This is a genomic window from Sunxiuqinia elliptica (genome assembly GCF_900113005.1).
GTDB lineage: Bacteria > Bacteroidota > Bacteroidia > Bacteroidales > Prolixibacteraceae > Sunxiuqinia > Sunxiuqinia elliptica.
The window spans coordinates 915,533-935,652 of record NZ_FONW01000001.1 but is presented as its reverse complement, the minus strand read 5'-3'; the positions used below and the strand labels follow the sequence as shown (position 1 = coordinate 935,652).

At 43.1% G+C, this 20,120-nt stretch carries 16 protein-coding genes; 10 read left to right on the top strand and 6 right to left on the bottom strand.

The window, feature by feature from the left end; translation table 11 throughout:
* Positions 1-12: 12 nt before the first annotated feature.
* From BM156_RS03730 to yidD, 5 genes are all read right to left on the bottom strand, one after another.
* On the bottom strand, positions 13-843 hold the full coding sequence (locus tag BM156_RS03730; protein WP_212733400.1) for a metal ABC transporter permease: 831 nt from the start codon (positions 841-843) through the stop codon (positions 13-15).
* Complete coding sequence (locus BM156_RS03725) at positions 827-1,597, bottom strand: metal ABC transporter ATP-binding protein (RefSeq protein WP_093918463.1); 771 nt, start codon at positions 1,595-1,597, stop codon at positions 827-829. Before BM156_RS03725 ends, BM156_RS03730 begins: the two co-directional genes overlap by 17 nt.
* A gap of 17 nt (positions 1,598-1,614) precedes the next feature.
* Positions 1,615-2,475, bottom strand: a complete 861-nt coding sequence (locus tag BM156_RS03720) for a metal ABC transporter solute-binding protein, Zn/Mn family (RefSeq protein WP_093918462.1) — start codon at positions 2,473-2,475, stop codon at positions 1,615-1,617.
* Positions 2,476-2,576: 101 nt separating this feature from the next.
* On the bottom strand, positions 2,577-3,308 hold the full coding sequence (locus tag BM156_RS03715) for a sulfite exporter TauE/SafE family protein (protein ID WP_093918461.1): 732 nt from the start codon (positions 3,306-3,308) through the stop codon (positions 2,577-2,579).
* A 180-nt stretch (positions 3,309-3,488) separates the two neighbouring features.
* Positions 3,489-3,752, bottom strand: a complete 264-nt coding sequence (gene yidD / locus BM156_RS03710) for a membrane protein insertion efficiency factor YidD (RefSeq protein ID WP_093918686.1) — start codon at positions 3,750-3,752, stop codon at positions 3,489-3,491.
* Positions 3,753-4,000: 248 nt separating this feature from the next.
* Here yidD and BM156_RS03705 point away from each other — a divergent pair, with 248 nt between their 5' ends.
* Together BM156_RS03705 and rlmN are read left to right on the top strand one after the other, a co-directional pair.
* Positions 4,001-4,681 carry a ferredoxin--NADP reductase gene (locus BM156_RS03705; protein WP_093918685.1) on the top strand — a complete coding sequence of 227 codons (681 nt, stop codon included), beginning with the start codon at positions 4,001-4,003 and terminating at the stop codon, positions 4,679-4,681.
* A 76-nt stretch (positions 4,682-4,757) separates the two neighbouring features.
* Entirely contained in the window at positions 4,758-5,780 is a 1,023-nt protein-coding gene (gene rlmN, locus BM156_RS03700; protein ID WP_093918460.1) for a dual-specificity RNA methyltransferase RlmN, read from the top strand.
* A gap of 30 nt (positions 5,781-5,810) precedes the next feature.
* Here rlmN and BM156_RS03695 read toward each other — a convergent pair whose 3' ends face one another.
* The gene (locus BM156_RS03695; RefSeq protein WP_093918459.1) at positions 5,811-6,353 is read right to left on the bottom strand and encodes a GNAT family N-acetyltransferase; all 543 of its coding nucleotides are present in this window, start codon (positions 6,351-6,353) and stop codon (positions 5,811-5,813) included.
* 130 nt (positions 6,354-6,483) lie between these two features.
* Between BM156_RS03695 and BM156_RS03690 the strand changes: the two genes are divergently transcribed.
* The 8 genes from BM156_RS03690 (at position 6,484) to BM156_RS03650 (ending at position 19,733) form a co-directional block, all read left to right on the top strand.
* A complete protein-coding gene (locus BM156_RS03690) occupies positions 6,484-7,056 on the top strand; it encodes a TetR/AcrR family transcriptional regulator (protein ID WP_093918458.1) in 573 nt (190 codons plus the stop codon).
* Between the two features lie 164 nt (positions 7,057-7,220).
* Positions 7,221-7,817, top strand: a complete 597-nt coding sequence (locus BM156_RS03685) for a porin family protein (protein ID WP_093918457.1) — start codon at positions 7,221-7,223, stop codon at positions 7,815-7,817.
* Between the two features lie 256 nt (positions 7,818-8,073).
* Positions 8,074-8,574, top strand: a complete 501-nt coding sequence (locus tag BM156_RS03680) for a hypothetical protein (RefSeq protein ID WP_093918456.1) — start codon at positions 8,074-8,076, stop codon at positions 8,572-8,574.
* 81 nt (positions 8,575-8,655) lie between these two features.
* Complete coding sequence (locus tag BM156_RS03675) at positions 8,656-9,189, top strand: nitroreductase family protein (RefSeq protein ID WP_093918455.1); 534 nt, start codon at positions 8,656-8,658, stop codon at positions 9,187-9,189.
* 108 nt (positions 9,190-9,297) lie between these two features.
* A complete protein-coding gene (gene pdxA / locus BM156_RS03670) occupies positions 9,298-10,398 on the top strand; it encodes a 4-hydroxythreonine-4-phosphate dehydrogenase PdxA (protein ID WP_093918454.1) in 1,101 nt (366 codons plus the stop codon).
* A 12-nt stretch (positions 10,399-10,410) separates the two neighbouring features.
* Positions 10,411-10,995, top strand: coding sequence for a Holliday junction branch migration protein RuvA (gene ruvA / locus BM156_RS03665; RefSeq protein ID WP_093918453.1), 585 nt, complete (start codon positions 10,411-10,413; stop codon positions 10,993-10,995).
* Positions 10,996-11,025: 30 nt separating this feature from the next.
* Complete coding sequence (gene sov / locus BM156_RS03660) at positions 11,026-18,540, top strand: T9SS outer membrane translocon Sov/SprA (RefSeq protein WP_139218204.1); 7,515 nt, start codon at positions 11,026-11,028, stop codon at positions 18,538-18,540.
* Positions 18,541-19,085: 545 nt separating this feature from the next.
* Complete coding sequence (locus BM156_RS03650; protein ID WP_093918450.1) at positions 19,086-19,733, top strand: hypothetical protein; 648 nt, start codon at positions 19,086-19,088, stop codon at positions 19,731-19,733.
* Positions 19,734-20,120 lie beyond the last annotated feature (387 nt).

Below are 20,120 nucleotides of genomic sequence, written 5' to 3'. Positions count from 1 at the left end.
TGTTTAGACGAATCATGCACGAGAAGCCAGTTTTTGCTTTGTTGAAACAGCCAGCTTCACCAGTCCAAACAAAAGAACCAGCGTGAAAATGATTGAAGCTCCCGAAGGAATATCAACAAAAAAGGAGAACAACAAACCAACAAAAGAACCGATAAAAGCAAACAGCACAGAAAGAGGCAGCATGCGTTTAAAGTCTTTGGTGAACAGGTTGGCAGTTGCCTGTGGCAAAGTTAATAAGGATAAAATCAGAATAATCCCCACCACTCGGATATTAAGCACAATGGTTATCGCAATCAAACTAATCAGCAAATAATTGATCACACTCACAGGCAATCCTGTAGTTCTAGCAAATTCCTCATCAAAAGCGACATAAAGAATCAAGCGATAGAATAGCACAAAGAACAGGATCAAAATAACCGACAAAGCTCCCATCAACCACAGCTCGGTGACCGAAACCGTAAGCACACTCCCAAACAGGTAGCTCATCAGGTTGGGCGCATAACCCGGCGTTAAGTACACAAAAATGATCCCAATAGCCATCCCTAACGACCACCAGATGGCAATCGAAGAATCTTCACGCACCTTGGCTTTTTCAGTAAAAAGCTGAATGCCCAGGCCTGACAGGATTGCAAAAATTGCAGCACCTAGCAACGGGTTCCACCCCAGGAAATAGCCAATACCAATACCTCCAAACGAAGCGTGCGTAATTCCTCCACTAACAAAAACAATGCGTCGCGACACAATGTAAGTTCCAACAATGCCACAACTAATGGCTGCAAAAAGCGACGCCCAAAAGGCATGGATAAAAAAGTCGTATGAAAATAATTCAATGATGGTGCCCATGATGATCATGATTTTCGTGCATACTCAGCACGGTGTGCGGAATATCTCCGTGAGTGATAATTTGAAGTGGACAATTGTAGGAAGCCAGCTGTTCCGTACTAATAATATTGCTCGGATGATAATGAACCTGGCGATTGACACAGGCAATGGTCTTCACATAATAAGAAATAGTTCCCACATCATGCGATACCAAAACGATGGCCATGCGCTCATTCAGCTCCTTCAGTTTTTCATACAATTCGCTCTCGAATTGGTTATCTACGAAAGTATCAGGCTCATCCAGAATCAACAGCTTGGGCTTGTTCATGAGCGACCGGCATAGAAAAACCCGTTGCATCTGTCCTCCGGATAACTCTCCAATTGCCTTATCCCGAATGGCTGCGATTCCCATTTTCTCCAGCAGTTCCTCCGCATATAAAGTCTCCGACTTATCCTTGCGAAAAGGATTAAGCAAATGCCCTCCGGTTCTCCCGGAACGAACAACATCCAGCACGGTAATCGGGAATCGCCGATCGACCTGGTTGATTTGCGGCAAGTAACCAACTTTTGAAAGCGGGACATGAAACTTAATACTTCCCAAATCTGGCTTAACCAAGCCCAACATCGCTTTGATCAGCGTGGTTTTTCCTCCTCCATTTGGGCCAATGACCCCTAAAAAATCATGCTCATTAACGATCAGTTCAGCTCCTTCCAAAACCGTTTTCTGGTCGTAGCTTACCGACAGATTTGATATTTCAACCAGCTTCTCTTTCATCGATCTATCATTGATTATTAATTGGCCGCTTCTACCAGTTTATCTGCAATTTCTCGGATTTGTTCTTCCCAATTTTCATTCAAAGGATCAATCTGAACCACTTCGCCATCCAGTTCTTCCGCTAACTGACGAGCATTTTCCTGATCAAATTCCTTTTGAATAAAAACAACCCGAATTCCTTCATCTTTCGCTGTTTTAACCAGTTGACTCATGTGTTTTGCTGAAGGTTCCTTCCCGTCAATTTCCAAGGAAACCTGCTCCAACCCATAATCCCGGGCTAAATAGGTCAAAGCTGGATGGAAAATGATAAACTTCCGGTTTTCCAAACCATCAAACTGACGAATCAAATCCTCATCCAACACATCAATCTCAGAGCGAAAAGCTTCAAAGTTAGCGTTGAATGCGGCACTTTTGTCTGGATACAAATCAGCCAAAGCCTGGTAAGTTAGCTCAGCAATCTGTTCCACTTCCTCTGGTGACATCCAAATATGAGGATCGATTCCGTGTAAGTGTACGTGATCTCCATGCACTTCTTCCTCGGCGGCAATCCACTCAGCCATTCGCGAAGTATCAAAAACTTTCAGGTCCGGATTGCCCTGCTCAATCTTTTCATGCCAGGCATCTTCAAAACCAATTTTTCCGATACGCAACCAAACTTTTGATCGCGATAAATCCTTCATTTGAGAAGGTACCAACGAATAGGTTGAGGGACTTGCACCTGGCGGAACCAGCACCTGCACGTCCACCAAGTCGCCAGCTATTTTTTCAACAATGTATTTTTGAGGTAATATACTAACCGTTACCAGGTCTTTTTCACTCGTTTTTTGAGCAGTACAAGCCACTGCAAGAATGAATACCAAAACGAACAATTGCTTCATATGATTACTGTTTTCTTTTGTCAAAGATAATTAAACTTCACTATAACTTGAGAAGTAACCACACAAGCGTTTTTTTGTTGACCACAAAACCGAAAATCGTTCTAAGAGACTAAAGTTCGAACGATAATAAACAAGCCCAACAACAAATTCACATATAAAATAATCTTCTTAAAAAACAGCTGATTCACCTTTTGCGAAAAGTTGTCCCCCAACTTTGTTCCAATCAAAATCACAGGAAAAAGAAATAAAGCAAACTTCAATGAAAAAGCGACAAAAATACCATGCACCACATACAGTATTGAGCTGATAGCCGCATTGATCACACTGATCAGTGCAAAAATTTTTCGGAACGATTCTTTGGAGTACCCTTTCCGGTTCATAGCCAAAGCAATGGGAGGACCTCCGATGGACATACTGGAAGTGAGCAAACCACTTAAAAATCCGGCAAAAACAATGGGTTTCTTACGTCGCTTCTCTGAAATCGCTTGGTTACTCCCCAGCAAAAATACGATGGAAATAGAAAAGATGGAGATTCCAGCAGCCAATTCAAGCATCTGCTCCGGGAAATAAGTCAAAACATACACCCCAATTGGAATTCCCACAAAACTGGCCAACAACATTGGCAAAAAGTATTTTGCTTTCAGCTTCAACCGGATTGAAGCAAGAATATAAACTGAAGTAATCAAATTAAACAAAGTCATCGCCGGAATAAGCGACTGAATAGGAAAAAGCAATGATAGCAGCGGAACAGCCAGTAAGGCAAAGCCAAAACCTGTCATTCCCTTGAGGAAAGCGGCCATCAGCACAACAACAATACTAATTATCCATTCCATAGATTTATTTTTAAGGGCGACTCACTAAGTATAAATACTTATACAAATAGCATTCCCAAAAAGATTAACCGATGTTAAGTTTTTACTATTAAATCTGACCAAATCGCGAAAAATGGGACGTAAGGATCCAGTCCACACTAATTCATGCAGAACAAGCCGACTTTGCCTACAATGGCAAAATCACTTTAATTTCAACTTCTTAACTTTGATTTGGTCTTTATCTGGAACCGGATCGTAGCCATGCGTTCCCCAAGGATGACATTTTGAAATTCGTTTGGTGGCCAACCAGAAGCCTTTAAAAGGGCCATGAATTTTAACAGCCTCGACGGCATATTGCGAACAGGTGGGCACGTGACGACACGATGCCGGAGTGAGTGGAGAAATGGCATACTTATAAAAGTAAACCGGAAGCAGAAGCAACCAGCCCAACACTTTCAAAATCATTTTAGCAACACATTGCATAATCCATTCCTCCTTTAGAACTACAAAATTAATGAAAAACAAAGAATATCAACGGACTGTCCGGATACATCCGTTTCCTTCATATTTTGAACCAGCCATCTAAACTTAACATCCATCAACAAACTTGGCATTCGAAAAGATTAGTTTGATTGTCTAATTCAACTTTTCAAACAGAAATCCAAACCAAAAGCCGGCATTTGCGTTTATGGGGTGAAACAAGTCAAGAAACTATGCCCAAAGCAGAAGAATATCAAAAGAAAGAACATCAACTTCATCCGGAAATAATCACTCAAAATCAAGAGATTTCGCCTGGTGTTTTCCTGATTTCCTATCAACAAAAACAGGATTTCATTCCAGGACAGGTGGTAAAAATTACACTGGATCCAGAGATTCCCCCACGTATCTATAGCATTTGTAGTGGGAACCACGAACAAGAAGTACGCATCCTCTTTAATATTAAGGAAGACGGCTACCTCACCCCTAAATTGGCCGCCTCAATACCGGGAGACAAAATTTGGGTATCGCAACCTTATGGCAGCTTTTTAGGGACTGACAAACCGGCTTGGTGGATTGCCACAGGAACCGGTATTGCCCCATTTTACAGCATGTTCCAGTCGGGACAGTTTGAAAATAAAACGCTGGTTCATGGAGCAAGGCATTTAAATCAGTTTTATTTTGAGGATGACCTGGATTGGTCGCTTGGCAAAAACTATATTCGCTGCTGCTCGCAAGAACAATCGTGCGATGTATTTCCAGGCCGGGTAACCGACTACTTGCAAACACAAAACGATTTGCCTAAAGATCAACAATACTATTTATGTGGAAAGGCATTAATGGTCGTTGAAGTACGTGATTTACTGATCGAAAAAGGGGTCCCCTACGAAAACATTATTGCTGAAATTTATTTTTAGGTGAACGATTAGTAGCCAACTTACGAATGGTTTTTGCATCCGACACACTTTTATAACTTTGCAGAAAATTAAAACAATGGTCAAAGAAGCACTTTTTGGAAAAACACTGGATGAGTTACAGGAACTTGTCTTAAACATGGGATTGCCCAAATTCACTGCCAAACAACTGGCAGATTGGCTGTATAAAAAAGAAGTGTCTTCGATTGAGGAAATGACCAACCTTTCAAAGAAAGCGCGTCAGTTACTAACTGACAACTATTCCTTTGGGCTGACCAATGCCACCAAAATTCAGGAAAGTGTTGACGGAACCAAAAAGTACCTGTTTCCCACCAACCAAGGAAAATTCATTGAAACAGCGATGATTCCTGACAGAGACCGCAAAACGGTTTGTGTCTCATCGCAGGTTGGCTGTAAAATGGGCTGCTTATTCTGCATGACTGGGAAACAAGGTTTTCAAGGACAGCTCTCCGCTGGCGAAATTGTCAACCAAATTCGGAACATACCAGAATGGCAAGAGGTTACCAACATCGTATACATGGGCATGGGCGAACCGTTTGACAACCTGGACGAAGTCCTGAAAAGTACCCAGATTTTAACATCGGAATGGGGATTTGCCATGAGTCCACGCCGAATAACTGTTTCGTCCATCGGCATTGTTCCCGGGCTGGTTCGTTTTCTAAACGAAAGTGAAGCACATTTGGCCATTAGTTTGCACACCCCTTTTCATGACGAACGCCAAAAGCTAATGCCTGTTGAAATAGCCTATCCTTTGGAGGAAGTTTTAAACGAAATTCGTGAATGGGATTTTGGACGCCAGCGACGTGTCTCTTTCGAGTACATTGTCTTCCACGGATTGAACGACACGCCAGCGCATGTGAGAGAAATGGCTCGCATCTTGGATGGCATCAAGTGCCGAATCAACCTGATTCGTTTTCATCCCATTCCCAACACTCCTTTAAAAGGAACAGATGAAGCAACCTTAGTGGAATTTAAAGAGGGATTGGAAAAGAAAGGCATTACCACAACTATCCGGGCTTCACGCGGACAAGATATTTACGCTGCCTGTGGACTCTTATCCACAAAAGCATTAGTGAAATAAACTAAAACCGCATTTAACACGCAGTAAGTCTCAATAATTTCGTGGATCATCCTCGACAATGGCGTAGTGGAAATTATCTTTCCACTCTCCGCGAATTGGTAGAATCTTACGGCGTAAACCTTCACGCACCATCCCGATCTTTTCCAACACGCGAACGGAGCGAACATTTTCGGTTGCAACACCCGCCTCAACTTTGTGCAACTTCAGATCTTCAAAGCCAAAGCTTACTAAAAGCTGAGCAACCTCTGTAGCATAACCATTTCCCCAAAATTCCGGATGAATTTTGTAATAAATTTCGCCTAAACGAAAGCGGTCATTCGATAAAAACATTCCAGCCAGCCCGATGCATTGACCAAGCTCTTTCAATTCAATTTTCCAACAAAACTGTGATCGAGTTTCTTGCTGTTGATCGTCAACTGCTGGCTGTATAACCGTTCGGGTTTCTTCTTCATCTGATGGAATTCCAAGCGTATTGTATTCGTCCAGCTCCGGAATGAGATGTAACGCATGCACCAAAGACAAATCATCCATTGACACTTCTTGCAAGGATAATCGAGGAGAATTAAGTTCCATTGTTCGGCTTTGTTAAGTTTGGCTAAAATTAATCAATTTTCTTCAGCCAAATTCGAGTTTTCACATCCAGAACTCACTCGTTTTAAGAATTATTTGTACTTTTGAACCAAAATAGTCGAAAAGTAATTCATTGAACGAAAAAGTAAGAGATAACATCATTGAGGTAGCACGGGAAACTTTCGCGCGCTATGGCTTCCGCAAAACTACGATGGACGAAATTGCGGTAGCTGCTCGCAAAGGCAAAAGCTCACTTTACTATTATTTCAAAAGTAAGGAAGAAGTTTTCCAGGCGGTTGTTGAGCAAGAGGCCAAGTTCTTATTTGCACAAATAGGAGAAGCGGTTAAGCAAAAGGAAACTGCTCGCGACAAACTCACAGCCTACGTTCTACTTCGGATGAAAAGCTTTCGGGACTTTGTGAACTACTACGACGCTTTAAAAAATGACTTTTTAAGTCGCATTGAGTTCATTGAAAAGATCAGGGAAAAACACGATCAGAAAGAACAGGCATCCATTGCCCAAATTCTGGAGGAAGGTATTCAGAATGGCGAATTCCGCCAGCTGAATATTCAACTAACAGCACGGACTGTAGTCATTGCGTTACGCGGATTGGAAGAGCCTTATTTCCTGAGCGGAGAAGACATTGATATTGAGAAACATTTAAAAGATTTGGTACATATTCTATTCCATGGGATCAGTAACTAAAATTTTTTTATCACACTTTCGACTTTTAGACGAAAAACGTCGAAACAAAGACAGAAAAAGCAATGAAACGACCATGAATTTTAGTATTCTAAATACAATCAAGAGAATGATTAAATTCAGTGTGAGTTCGATACGATGCCTTTAAAAACAAAAAATTTAATCGTATGAAAACAACCAAACAATTAAGCCTGCTTTTTGTGCTTTTAGTAGCTTCAATGCAGGCATTTAGCCAAGTTGAATTTGGCGCACAACTAGGTTTGAGCGCTTCAACACAAGCCGAAGTCGGTAACCTCTGGAAGAATAACAATTTATGCTGCGGCTTAAATGCGGGAGTACTAGCTCGCTATCAAACCAACGATTGGTTGGCATTTAAATCCGGCGTTTTTTACAAACGTAAAGGTGCTGAGATTGATGAGTTGGACCAAACCTATCGTTTGGACTATCTTCAACTGCCAGTTAAAGCTGAATTCTCGGCAGCCCTTCAACAAGACAAACCAGCTCGCATTCTCTTTGCTACAGGACCGTACCTAGCAACTCGCCTCGATGCTGAGTACGAGCATGCAGGAAACAAAACGGATATCAAAGACGACGTTCATGCTATGGATCTCGGATGGGCTTTTGAGTTGGGCTTTCAATTTCCGGTAGCCAAACAAAAACTTCAGCTTAGCTTGAATTACGACATGGGATTAAGTGACGTTTACAAAAACGGAGACGAGATCAAAAACAAGAACTTGTCATTGAACTTAGGCATGTTCTTTTAAAAACAGCTTAGCCATCCCGGCTTAAAAAAACAAACATCTCATTAAATAAAAAAATTAAGTTAGAAGGACGCTTGGGGAAATACGAAGCCAATTGTTACGAGGGGTTAGGACAATTGGCTTCTTGATACCAGCTTCAATAAAAATATCTCCAAGCGTCCTTTCCTCCCTCCTTCCCCATTTTCTTTTATAAGATTCTTAAAGCAGCTCCGTTTTTGACGCAAATTTTCTAACTTGCATGTGCAATTTTATTGACACTATGGAAAAGCTGTTTTGGACAAAAGGAATCTTCAAAAACCAACTACAGATTACGCGAAATAACGAAATCATTGGCTCCATTGAGTGGAAAAATATGTTCAGCTCTCAAGCTTTAGCAACCCTCAAAGGCCGACGTTTTATACTTAATCGTGACTTCTTTTTATCAAAACTCGAAATAGCGGATGCTAACAATCAAGCTCCTCTCGGCCAAATTATGATTAACTTATTCAATCCTAAAAGTGACCTGATTATCAACGGAAAAAGGTTTGAATTGGAAATCAAAAACTTTTGGCAATCGCGTTGGGCATGGAAGTTCAATGGACAAGAAGTTATTATTTTCCAAAGCAACGAATTGTTGTCGAAAGACAAAGGACAAATTGAAATTTACTCCGGCGACACGGAAGAACTAGAAGTGCTTGTTCTGCTTGGTTTATTTGTCCGGAATCAGTTGATTTTATTCATGTTGCTCATTCTATTTATCATTCTTGTCATTGCCATTTGATGGTATCTCGTGTGTGCAAAAATTCCTGGCTGTCAGTTCCCGAATTGAACAAATTGATTTTTAATCAAAAACAAACGACCAATGATTGACTTACTACGCTCGCGCAGAAGTATTCGCAAGTTTACCAATGCCCCCATTGAAAATAACCTGCTTGAAACACTCAAAGAAGCAGCCCTTCGTTCCCCCTCTTCTAAAAATGGAAACCCTTGGGAATTCATCTTTGTTGATGAGCCCGAGTGCATCGAAAAGTTAAGTCATGCCAAACCGCATGGTGCCGCTTTTTTAGCAAAAGCCCCCCTGGCTATTGTTGTTTTAGCTGATGAAAACAAAGGAGATGTGTGGGTTGAAGATTGCTCCATCGCCAGTATTCTACTACAACTAACAGCACAATCATTGGGACTTGGAAGTTGTTGGGTTCAAATACGAAAACGTCCTCATGATGCAGAACAGTCTGCCGAACAATATATTCGTCAGCTTTTTCAGCTCCCCGAAAACTACCGAGTGCTAAGTGTTATTGCCGTTGGACACCCTGCTCAATCCCGCACGGGAAAGCCTGTTGAAGAGCTTCAAACAGAAAAAATCCACCACAATCAATTCAACTTAACAGACAGCTAATCTGTTTTGATAAAGTTCAGATAAAGAATTAACTTTGCCCATCGCAGAAAATAAATGTGATCAACAGATTTTCAAGATTTTCTCAACTTCATAAAACTGACGAACAAGATGACAAAACACAAAATAAGAATAGGAATTTCGCATGGTGATATTAACGGTATTGGCTACGAAGTAATCATGAAAACACTGATGGACGCACGCATTCTCGAAATGTGCACTCCCGTGGTTTACGGATCGCCCAAAGTTGCTGCCTACCACCGAAAAGCTCTAAATATTAATAATTTCAACTTCAACAATATCCAAAATGCCCGCGAAGCAGATCCTCGCCGGGCAAATATCATCAACTGCATTGATGATAACATTCGGGTTGAATTGGGAAAATTGTCTGGAATTGCAGGAGAAGCCTCATTCATGGCTCTGGAGCGTGCCGTAAGCGACCTCAGAAAAGGAGAGATTGATGCTTTAGTGACGGCACCGATCAATAAAGACAACATTCAATCAGATAAATTTCATTTCCCGGGACACACCGAGTTTCTTGCAGAACAGTTTGAAACCAATAACTACCTGATGTTGATGGTGAGCGAGATGATGAAGATCGGGGTGGTTTCCACTCACGTGCCTCTCTCAAAAGTGCCCTCACTTATCACCAAGGAAGCGATTTTAAACAAACTTCGCATCATGGCAACCTCTTTGGAAGAAGATTTCAGCATCAAAAAAGCACGCATCGCCGTATTGGGGCTAAACCCACACGCTGGCGATGGAGGCTTACTGGGAAGAGAAGAAAAAGACATTATTATTCCAGCGATTGAACAAGCCAAAAAAGAAGGAATCTTGGCTTTAGGACCATACCCTAGCGACGGGTTCTTTGGTTCAGGTGACTATGTCAAGTTTGATGCTATTTTGGCGATGTATCACGATCAAGGCTTAACACCTTTCAAACTGGCTTCGTTTGACAAAGGCGTTAACTACACCGCCGGATTACCATTTATCCGCACATCACCGGCTCATGGAACAGCCTTCGACATTGCAGGTGAAGATAAAGCATCTCCGGATTCATTCCGCCAGGCGCTATACTTGGCTATTGACGTACACAAAAACCGAGAGCTACATAAAGAAATTAGTAAAAATCCGCTGAAAAAATTTGAAATCAACCCCAACCAGGTTGATGAAACCATTGACATTGAAGCAACCGACGAGCCGGAAATTTAACAACACGCCATCATGTACGAATACATCCAGGGTAAAATAACCGGATTAACTCCGACTAATGCAATTATCGAAGCCGGTTCCATTGGCTACTTCATCAACATTTCGCTCAATACCTATTCCTTAGTTAACGGAAAAGAACAGTGCAAGCTGTTTTTACACCAAGTTGTTCGCGAAGATGCTCACCTGCTCTATGGCTTTGCCGAATCAGGAGAACGAGAATTATTTCGCCTGCTTGTTTCCGTTAATGGTATCGGATCGAATACGGCCTTAATGATGCTCTCGTCCCTATCTCCCGAAGAAATCAGGAAAGCTATTTTGGAAGAAAACGTAACCCTTTTGAAGAGCATCAAAGGCATTGGAGCAAAGACTGCTCAGCGTGTTATCATCGATCTGAAAGACAAAATTGGAAAAACAACCGCCAGTGATCAAATTTTAATGACTCCGGCAGACAATACAATTCGAGATGAAGCGTTATCAGCATTAGTAATGCTGGGATTTGCCAAAAAGAATATTGAAAAAGAATTGGACAAACTTCTGAAAGCTAATCCTGACCTAACCGTAGAAGAAACCATTAAGATGGCCTTAAAGGGGCTATAACTTTGAAAAAGACTGGCATTGAAAAAAAGCGTGAAAAATATCCTTCTAGCAGTTGTTTTTCCGGGAGTACTAAGTATGGGGTGGATCGGTAAACCCGCACCACAGCAAAAGACTCCCTCCGAGACAAATATATCATTCGCGAACGATACCCTGGAAATTGACACTACCGGCACTTTACCATACCCATTCAAAGACGAAGCCGACTTTGAATACCCGGACAAAAAAGACAGTTCGGAACTATTTCTCGGGCGTCCTTCAAATATCAATACACAAGTTGAATATGATCCGGTAACCGGAGAATATGTTTTTTACGAGAAAATAGGTTCGCTCAACTACCGGTTGCCCAAAACCATGTCGCTCACAGAATTTGTCGACTACGACTTTAAAAAGTCTGTGCAGAATTACTGGCGAGTGCGTGGCAACCAGCTGGATATGGAAACCCAAGGCTCGCTCATCCCTAGCCTAACAGTTGGAGGAGAAGCATTCAGCCGGATTTTTGGCGGTAACACCATCGACATTCGTCCACAGGGCTATGTTGAAGTTAGCTTCGGTTACCAAATGAATGCGACTGAAAACCCATCAATTCCAGAGCGACTGCGAAAAACCCCAACCTTCGATTTTGACCAAAAGATCCAGATGAATGTCATGGGTAATATTGGTGAAAAAATGAAGATGCGGGTCAACTACAACACCGAAGCAACTTTTGACTACGAGAATAAGATGAACATCGACTACACCGGAGATGAAGATGAGATTCTCAAAAAAGTTGAAGCCGGAAATGTATCGCTTCCTCTCAATGGTTCGCTGATTACCGGAGGAACCAATCTGTTTGGGGTAAAAACTGAAATGCAATTTGGGAAACTGAACCTGACCACCGTCTTCTCTCAAAATAAAGGGGAAACACAGGTTATTGAAACAGAAGGAGGGGCTCAAAAATCAAACTTTGAAATTGAGGCCATTGACTACGATGCCAATCGCCACTTTTTCCTGGCTCATTACTTTCGCGACTCATATAACCAAGCTTTGGCGAACTTGCCAATTATCAATTCCTCGATCAACATCAATAAAATAGAGGTATGGATAACTAACAAGTCAAACGTCACGGACCAGTCAAGAAACATCCTTGCCTTTATGGACTTGGGGGAACACCAGCCCAATATTTACAACCAAATTCAGGAATTTCAGGAAACAGGAAATAAACCTTACCCCGACAATATTTATCCCTACAACAATGCCAACCCGCTCTATGAGCAAATCACTCAAAATTATGGCGGTATCCGCGAGGCATCTCAAATCAACCAGGAACTACAAGGATTTTATAACCGAAACTTCCGAGGAGGACAAGATTTTGAGAAAGTAGAACAAGCGCGGAAGTTGAGTCCCTCAGAATATACAGTACACGAAACGCTGGGATACATCTCCCTGAATTCATCGCTCAACACCGATGAGGTACTGATGGTGGCCTACAATTACACCGCCAACGGACGAACTTATCAGGTTGGTGAATTCTCAACCGATGGAATTGAGGCGCCTCAAACATTGGTATTGAAGCTATTGAAAGGAACCAACCTCTCGCCTCGGCTTCCAACCTGGGATTTGATGATGAAAAACGTTTACAGCTTAAACGCTTATCAGCTTTCCAACAAAAACTTTATCCTCGATGTCTTGTATAAAAACGACTCAGGAACTGATATCAACTACCTCCCAGAGAGTAACATTGAAGGTCACATTTTACTGAGCGTTTTAAACGCCGACAACCTGAACTCTCAACTTGATCCAGGCCGCGATGGGGTATTCGACTTCATTGAAGGAATCACAGTCCAGGCCTCCAGCGGACGAATCATCTTTCCGGTGCTTGAGCCTTTTGGCGGCAACCTGACCGACTCCATTTCAGACCCGGGATTGGCTGAGAAATATGCTTTTCAATCCTTGTACGACTCAACCAAGACCTACGCTGAGCAAGATACCAAACACAACAAGTTCATTCTAAAAGGAAGCTACGAAGGTTCTTCGACTTCTGAAATTTCCTTGGGGACACTCAATATTGCTCAGGGATCGGTAAAAGTAACAGCCGGGGGACGCACCCTGCAAGAGTATATCGACTACACTGTTGACTACACCTTGGGACGCGTGAAAATTATTAATGAAAGTTACCTCCAATCGGGTACGCCAATCCAAATCAGCACCGAGAGTGAAGACCTGTTTAGCGTACAGCGAAAAACACTGGTTGGAACCCATGCCAACTACGCATTCTCCGACAATTTCAACTTGGGAGCAACCGTATTACACATGAGTGAGCGTCCGCTTACCCAGAAAGTAAACTACGGCGAGGACCCAATTTCAAACACAATATGGGGACTTGATGCCAATTACAGCACCGAGTCAAACTTGCTAACAACTCTCGTCGATAAGCTTCCCTTTATTGAAACGAAAGAGCGCTCTTCAATTTCGATGGAAGCGGAATTCGCTCAATTGGTGCCCGGGCACTCCAAGGTAATTGATGATGCCGGAACCGTTTATATTGACGACTTTGAAGCAACAAAAACAGCGATCAGCCTAAAAGCCCGACAAGCATGGGTGTTGGCCAGTACGCCACAAAAACAAGACCTGTTCCCCGAAGGAAACCTGGTGAACGATTTAGCCTATGGATACAACCGTGCCAAATTAGCTTGGTACATCATCGATCCACTATTTTTGAGAAATACCTCACAAACTCCGGCTCACTTAAAAGCAGACCCGGCACAACAACGAAACCATTATGTTCGTGAGGTTTTCCAACAAGAGCTTTTCCCGGATAAAGAAACAGCCACAGGTCAGCCAACCAATATTCCAATGCTTGACTTGGCTTACTATCCGGAAGAAAGAGGCCCTTACAACTACGACACCTATGCCAGCGCATACTCAGCCGGTATCAACGCTGAGGGAAAGCTAAATGATCCTAAATCACGCTGGGCAGGAATCATGCGTAAAGTTGAAACAACGGACTTTGAAGCTGCCAACATCGAATACATTGAATTCTGGATGATGGACCCCTTTGCCTACGATGAGGAAAAAGGAACGGTCAGCGAAGGTGGTGACCTTTATTTCAACCTTGGAGATATTTCAGAAGATGTTTTGAAAGACTCCAGAAAATCATTTGAGAACGGACTTCCCGAATCAGCTTTGGTGGTAGATGTAGATACCACGATTTGGGGACGCGTTTCAACAAAGCAATCCATTGTTAATACCTTTGCGACTGATCCGAACTCAAGACAATTCCAGGATATTGGTTTTGATGGTTTGGCCGACGCCGATGAAAGCACGTTCCACGCCAGCTATGTGCAGGCCATTCAGAATATTATCTCAAACCAGGATGTCTTAACGCAATTTATTAACGACCCTTCTGGTGATAACTACCAATATTACCGTGGGCAACAGCTCGATGAACAACAAACCAGCATTTTAGAACGCTATAAAAACTACAACGGACCGGAGGGAAACTCTGCTGAAGCTCAAAATATCACGACTTCAGCCACCACAATTCCAGATATTGAAGATATCAACAACGACAATACCCTCAACGAATACGAACGCTACTACCAGTACCGGGTTAGCTTACGTCCGGAAGATATGCAACTGGGGCAAAACTACATTGCCGACATTCGAACCGGACAAAGCAAGGCTGCAGGCGGCGGCGTTCAGGAGGTTAAATGGTACCAATTTAAGATTCCGGTACGAGATTTTGAGGATCGTTTTGATATTGACGACTTCCGATCAATTCGTTTTATGCGGATGTTCTTGAAGGACTTCCAGGACACAACCGTTCTACGCTTTGCAACACTTGATCTGGTTCGTTCTGACTGGCGGAAATACAACAACGAGATTGATGAAAGCACTGTTGCTCCTAGCGAACAAACAGAGTTTGAACTGTCAGCCGTCAACATTGAAGAAAACAGTGGTAAAGAACCAATCAACTATGTTCTTCCTCCGGGAATCGACCGGGTGATTGACCCTGCCAACCCACAATTACTTCAATTGAATGAACAGTCACTGGTGATGAAAGCCATCGACCTTCAACAAGGAGATGCCCGTGCCGCTTACAAAACGCTGGGTATGGATTTCAGACGTTACAAGCGACTGAAGTTGGAAGTGCATGCTGAGGAAATTGATGGTTACCCCTTGAAAAATGACCAGCTTCATTTCTTCATTCGTTTAGGAAGCGATGACAACAACTATTACGAATATGAAGTTCCGCTTTCGCTGACCGATCCGTTAACCTATAACAACAATACAGAGGCCGGTATCCGCTTGGCTGTTTGGCCTGATGAAAACCGAATTGACATTCCGCTCGATTTATTCACCGATGCCAAGATGGCTCGTAATGCCTTGGTCCGCCAAGCTGGAGCAACCATTAACATTCAGGATGTTTACGAAGCACCACACCAAGGATGGAACAGCAATAAAAACCTGGTTAAAGTAAAAGGAACACCAAACCTGGCAGAAGTAGACATTGTTTTGATGGGGATTCGTCACAAACAACAAGGCAACCTAAATCCGGGGCCAAAATCAGTCGAGGTATGGGCCAACGAACTTCGCTTAACCGATTTTGACGAGAAAGGTGGCTGGGCTGCCAACGCTCGGGTTTCAGCCCGTTTGGCCGACTTAGGATCAGTTGTTATTGCCGGACGTACCCGTTCGTCTGGCTTTGGAGCAATCGACCAAACCATGAACGAACGCGCGTTGGATGACTTGCAAGAGTATGACATCTCCTCCAACTTTGAACTGGGCAAGTTCTTCCCGGAAAAAGCCAATGTGCGTATTCCGATGTATGTTGGAATTTCAAAAAGCGTAAGCAACCCGAAATACAATCCGCTGGATCCAGATATCGAGATGAACGATGCTTTAGACCAGTTGGAATCAAAATCGGAAAAAGACTCTCTTAAGCATGTTGCTCAGGATTACGTTAGTCGGAAAAGCATCAACTTCACCAATGTGAAAGTCGACAAGATGAACAAGTCGGGAAAACCGCGCTTGTACGACCCGACCAACTTCTCGGTTACCTATTCATACAACGAGATGAAGAAGCGCAATGTCAACACCGAATACAGTATTGAAAAGAATTATCGAGGGATGTTTAGCTACAACTACAACAACCGTCCAAAACTGGTTGAGCCTTTCAAAAAGTCGAACTTCTTGAAAGGAAAAGCATTCCGCTTAATCAAAGACTTCAATTTCTATCCCATGCCAACTCAAATCTCGTACAGAACTGATTTGTACCGGCATTATAAAGAAGTACAGGCTCGTAACCTGACCAATCCGAATATGATCATTCCACGAACATTCGACAAAGAGTTCTTATGGAATAAGTATTTTGACATCAACTACAACCTGACCCGCTCTTTAAAACTCGATTTCTCCTCTCAGGGAACATCCCGGATTGATGAGCCGGCAGGACGGATCAACCGTTCGGATGATGACTATGAAATGAAACGCGACTCCATCATCACCAACATTCTGAATCTTGGACGTCCGGTTCTTTATCATCATACCTTCAACGCTTCCTATGTAGCGCCAATCAACAAAATTCCGTTACTGAACTGGGTAAGTGCTACAGGACGCTATCAGGCGCAATACGACTGGTATGCAGGTCCACTGACCGATGAGTCGATTAAATTGGGAAATACCGCTGAAAATGCCCGCGTAGCCCAATTAAACGGACAAGTGAATATGCTAAACCTCTACAACAAGGTGCCTTTCTTAAAAGAGGTTAACAAGAAGTTTGGATCGAGCACCCGTTCTGCAAGAAGCTCAAGAAGCCGGGCACAAGCTGCTTCAAGACGGACCAAAGAAGCAGAACCAAAGTACAAGACTGTTACCTACGAAAGTGGATCGACAAACCTGAAAGGAGCTACCAGTAAAGCCATCAACCACCGTCTGAAAACAGAGGATGTGAAGGTCAAAATCGTTAGTTCCACCGGAGCAGAAGTTGAGGCTGAAGTAGCAGTTGTCAATGAAAACCGGGTGATGGTGACCGTTCCAGAGGATGTTCGTCAGGCACAAGTTACCATAACCGGGCGACGTGAAGTTGGCGACGGAATCATGCTGAAGATTGCGCAATACACTGCACGGACACTAATGAGTGTTAAGAATATTTCGGTTTCCTGGTCAACATCAGACGGAACCGTTTTACCAGGCTTCCTTCCTGAACCAACCTTATTCGGGTCAGGAAGCTATAATCCGGACCCTGCTATGTTTGGCAATATCGCCAGCAGCAATGCACCTGGATTCCCATTCCTATTCGGATGGCAAGATGAAGATTTCGCACAGCGAGCAATCAGCAAAGGATGGTACACCAACGACACCACCTTGAATGCTCCTTTCCGGATGAACCATAACGAAACCTTTAGCATCCGCGCTAATGTGGAGCCGCTACCATTTTTACGAATCGACCTGACAGCTAACCGATCCTTTTCTGAAAACATGCAGGAGTATTACAATTACAACCATGAATCAGGAAATTTTGAAGCTGCTAACAAGACCTTCCAAGGGAACTTCACCATGTCGATCAACACATGGAGTACGGCATTCACCAAAATGGGTGGAGCCGAAATACCTGAGTCATCAGCATTCAAAACAATGATGGACAACCGAAGAACCATTGCGTGGCGACTGGCAAACGAGCGGGTAGCCAACCCAAAGGCAGGGTATAACCCAACAGATGATCATGCTGTAGCAGAAGGCTATCCGGCAGGTTATGGTCCAACATCACAAGAAGTACTTATCCCGGCATTCATTTCAGCTTATACCGGACAGTCGCCTGAAAAAGTATCGCTGGAGCCTTTCCCTTCAATTAAGTTCATGCGCCCGAACTGGCGAATCACTTATGATGGTATCGTTTCAAAAATTGAAGGATTGAATAAACTGGTAAAAACACTCAACATCAACCATGCTTATCGCTCGAGCTACAACGTTGGTTCTTACATTACCAATCTCGACTATGACAACGGTGCCTATGACGATGGTTTTAGCTACGTGATGAATGAATTGAATGGCAACTTTATCAGCCGTTACGATATTAATGCCGTCAGCATCACCGAGCAATTTAGCCCGCTGATTAACCTAGATGTTACCTGGCTGAATGACCTGACCACCAGTGCCGACTTTAGCCGAAGCAGAAACCTGACGCTGAACTTTGCCAACAACCAGTTAACCGAGGTGCTGACCAATGAATATACCTTTGGAATGGGTTACCGATTTGAACGCATGGACTTGATCATTAAAACCAAGCGGTCGCAAAAAGCCTACTCAAACGATCTGAATATTCGTGCTGATGTATCGTTCCGGAAAAACAAAACCTTGATCCGGAAGCTGGTTGAAGAAACCGAGCAGCTTACGGCCGGACAAAATGCCATTACCATTAAAACAACTGCGGATTACATGTTGAGTGACCGATTCCAATTGCGGGTTTACTATGACAAAGTCATTAACAAACCATTTACCTCACTCTCATTCCCAACATCGAACACCAACTTTGGTGTAAGTTTCCGGTTTACCTTGGCACAATAACATAAAAAAACAGCCAGTTTGATGGTGCACTTGTCGTGTTCTTCCAAGCTGCCTGTTCTGTTTCGTTAAGGAAGCTTAGCACCAAACCGAACCAGACCAGCCTAAGCTTATACCAATGAGTGCTTTAAACTTACGAATGACAAATTTAACTTTCCGAAATCGTAATTGACTTTAACGAATACCCGCTTTAGCCAAACGAATGTCCACTTAAACTTAACGAAAACCGGCTTTCCAAAAGCGAATAGGTTCTCGAAAAAAGCGAATACCTGTTTGGGCTTAACCAATGCCCGATCCAACCCAACGATTAACACGGAGGTAGCTGGCAATCCAGCATACAACATCAATCAACGATGTTTAATAGATAAATTCGAGAGCACCCCTCAAGAAAGCTACCTCACACAAAGGGAAAGCACTACTCCCCTATCATACAGCACGTAAAGCACGTCATTACATAACTATCTATTTGAAAATAAAGCTTTAAAAAATTGTATTTTAATAACAATTTCCGTAACTAGTATATTCAATAACGTTAAAATCAATCCCTTATGAACAGAAGTCAAATCAATCGCAAAGAAATGTACGAGGCAGTACTCCAGTTTTTCAATGATCATCCATCCCAGTGGTCATCCATCCCTAAAGTGGGCGAGTTTATCAACGAGTTTACCCAACTTAATGTTGCTATCGATCAGGCTCAGGAAGCCCAGCAATCGGCCCAGGTTTTTGTTGGCAAAAACAAAACCCAATTAAAGAAAGGAATTGCCACCAAAGCCGATATACTGAACGATGCTTTGGAAGCCTTTGCTCTTGTAGAAGGCGACAGCAAACTGCAAAGCCGTATGGCTGCCAGTTATACCGACCTGTATGAAACCGTAAATGCCCGGTTTGTTCCCCGAATTATGGAAATTGTAACCGAAGCCGAGAACCACCAGGAAGTACTAACCACTGAATATGGCGTGAGCCCACAGCAAATGGAAAGCCTGAAACAAGATGTTGACCAGTTTTTAGCGCTAAACGGACAACCCCGTGCTTACCGCATTGCTTCGGTACAAGCCACCCAAGACCTGGAGCAACTATTTGCCGAAGCCAGCGGACTATTAAGCAACAAACTGGACAAAGTTATGAGCTTGTTTAAACGTCGTGATGCAAACTTTTATAATGGGTACCTGGCCGCCCGGGTCGTGGTTGATAACTAATTTGGCGAGGAACAGTGTCATCAGAACAGAGGTTTGGGCTAAAGCCCATTAGGCGTATTACTGCAAACGCCCTGCCCTGAAGGGCAGGTTTACTGAATCCAGCGTTCCCTGTCCCTCGGACTCATCTAACGGGAATCAAAAGACATCATCATTAACCCCCGGATTCATCTGACATGTAACAAAAGCACCATCACTAACCCGGGGTTCATCTGACGGGAATCAAAAGACTCCATCATTAACCCCCGGATTTATCCGGGGGAACACAGGACACCATAGACCAATCGGGCTTTAGCCCACAACAAGAACAAGACCCTTGAAACATACCCAACTGCAGAATAACACCATCACTATCCCCCGGATTTATCCGGGGGACACAAGACACCATAG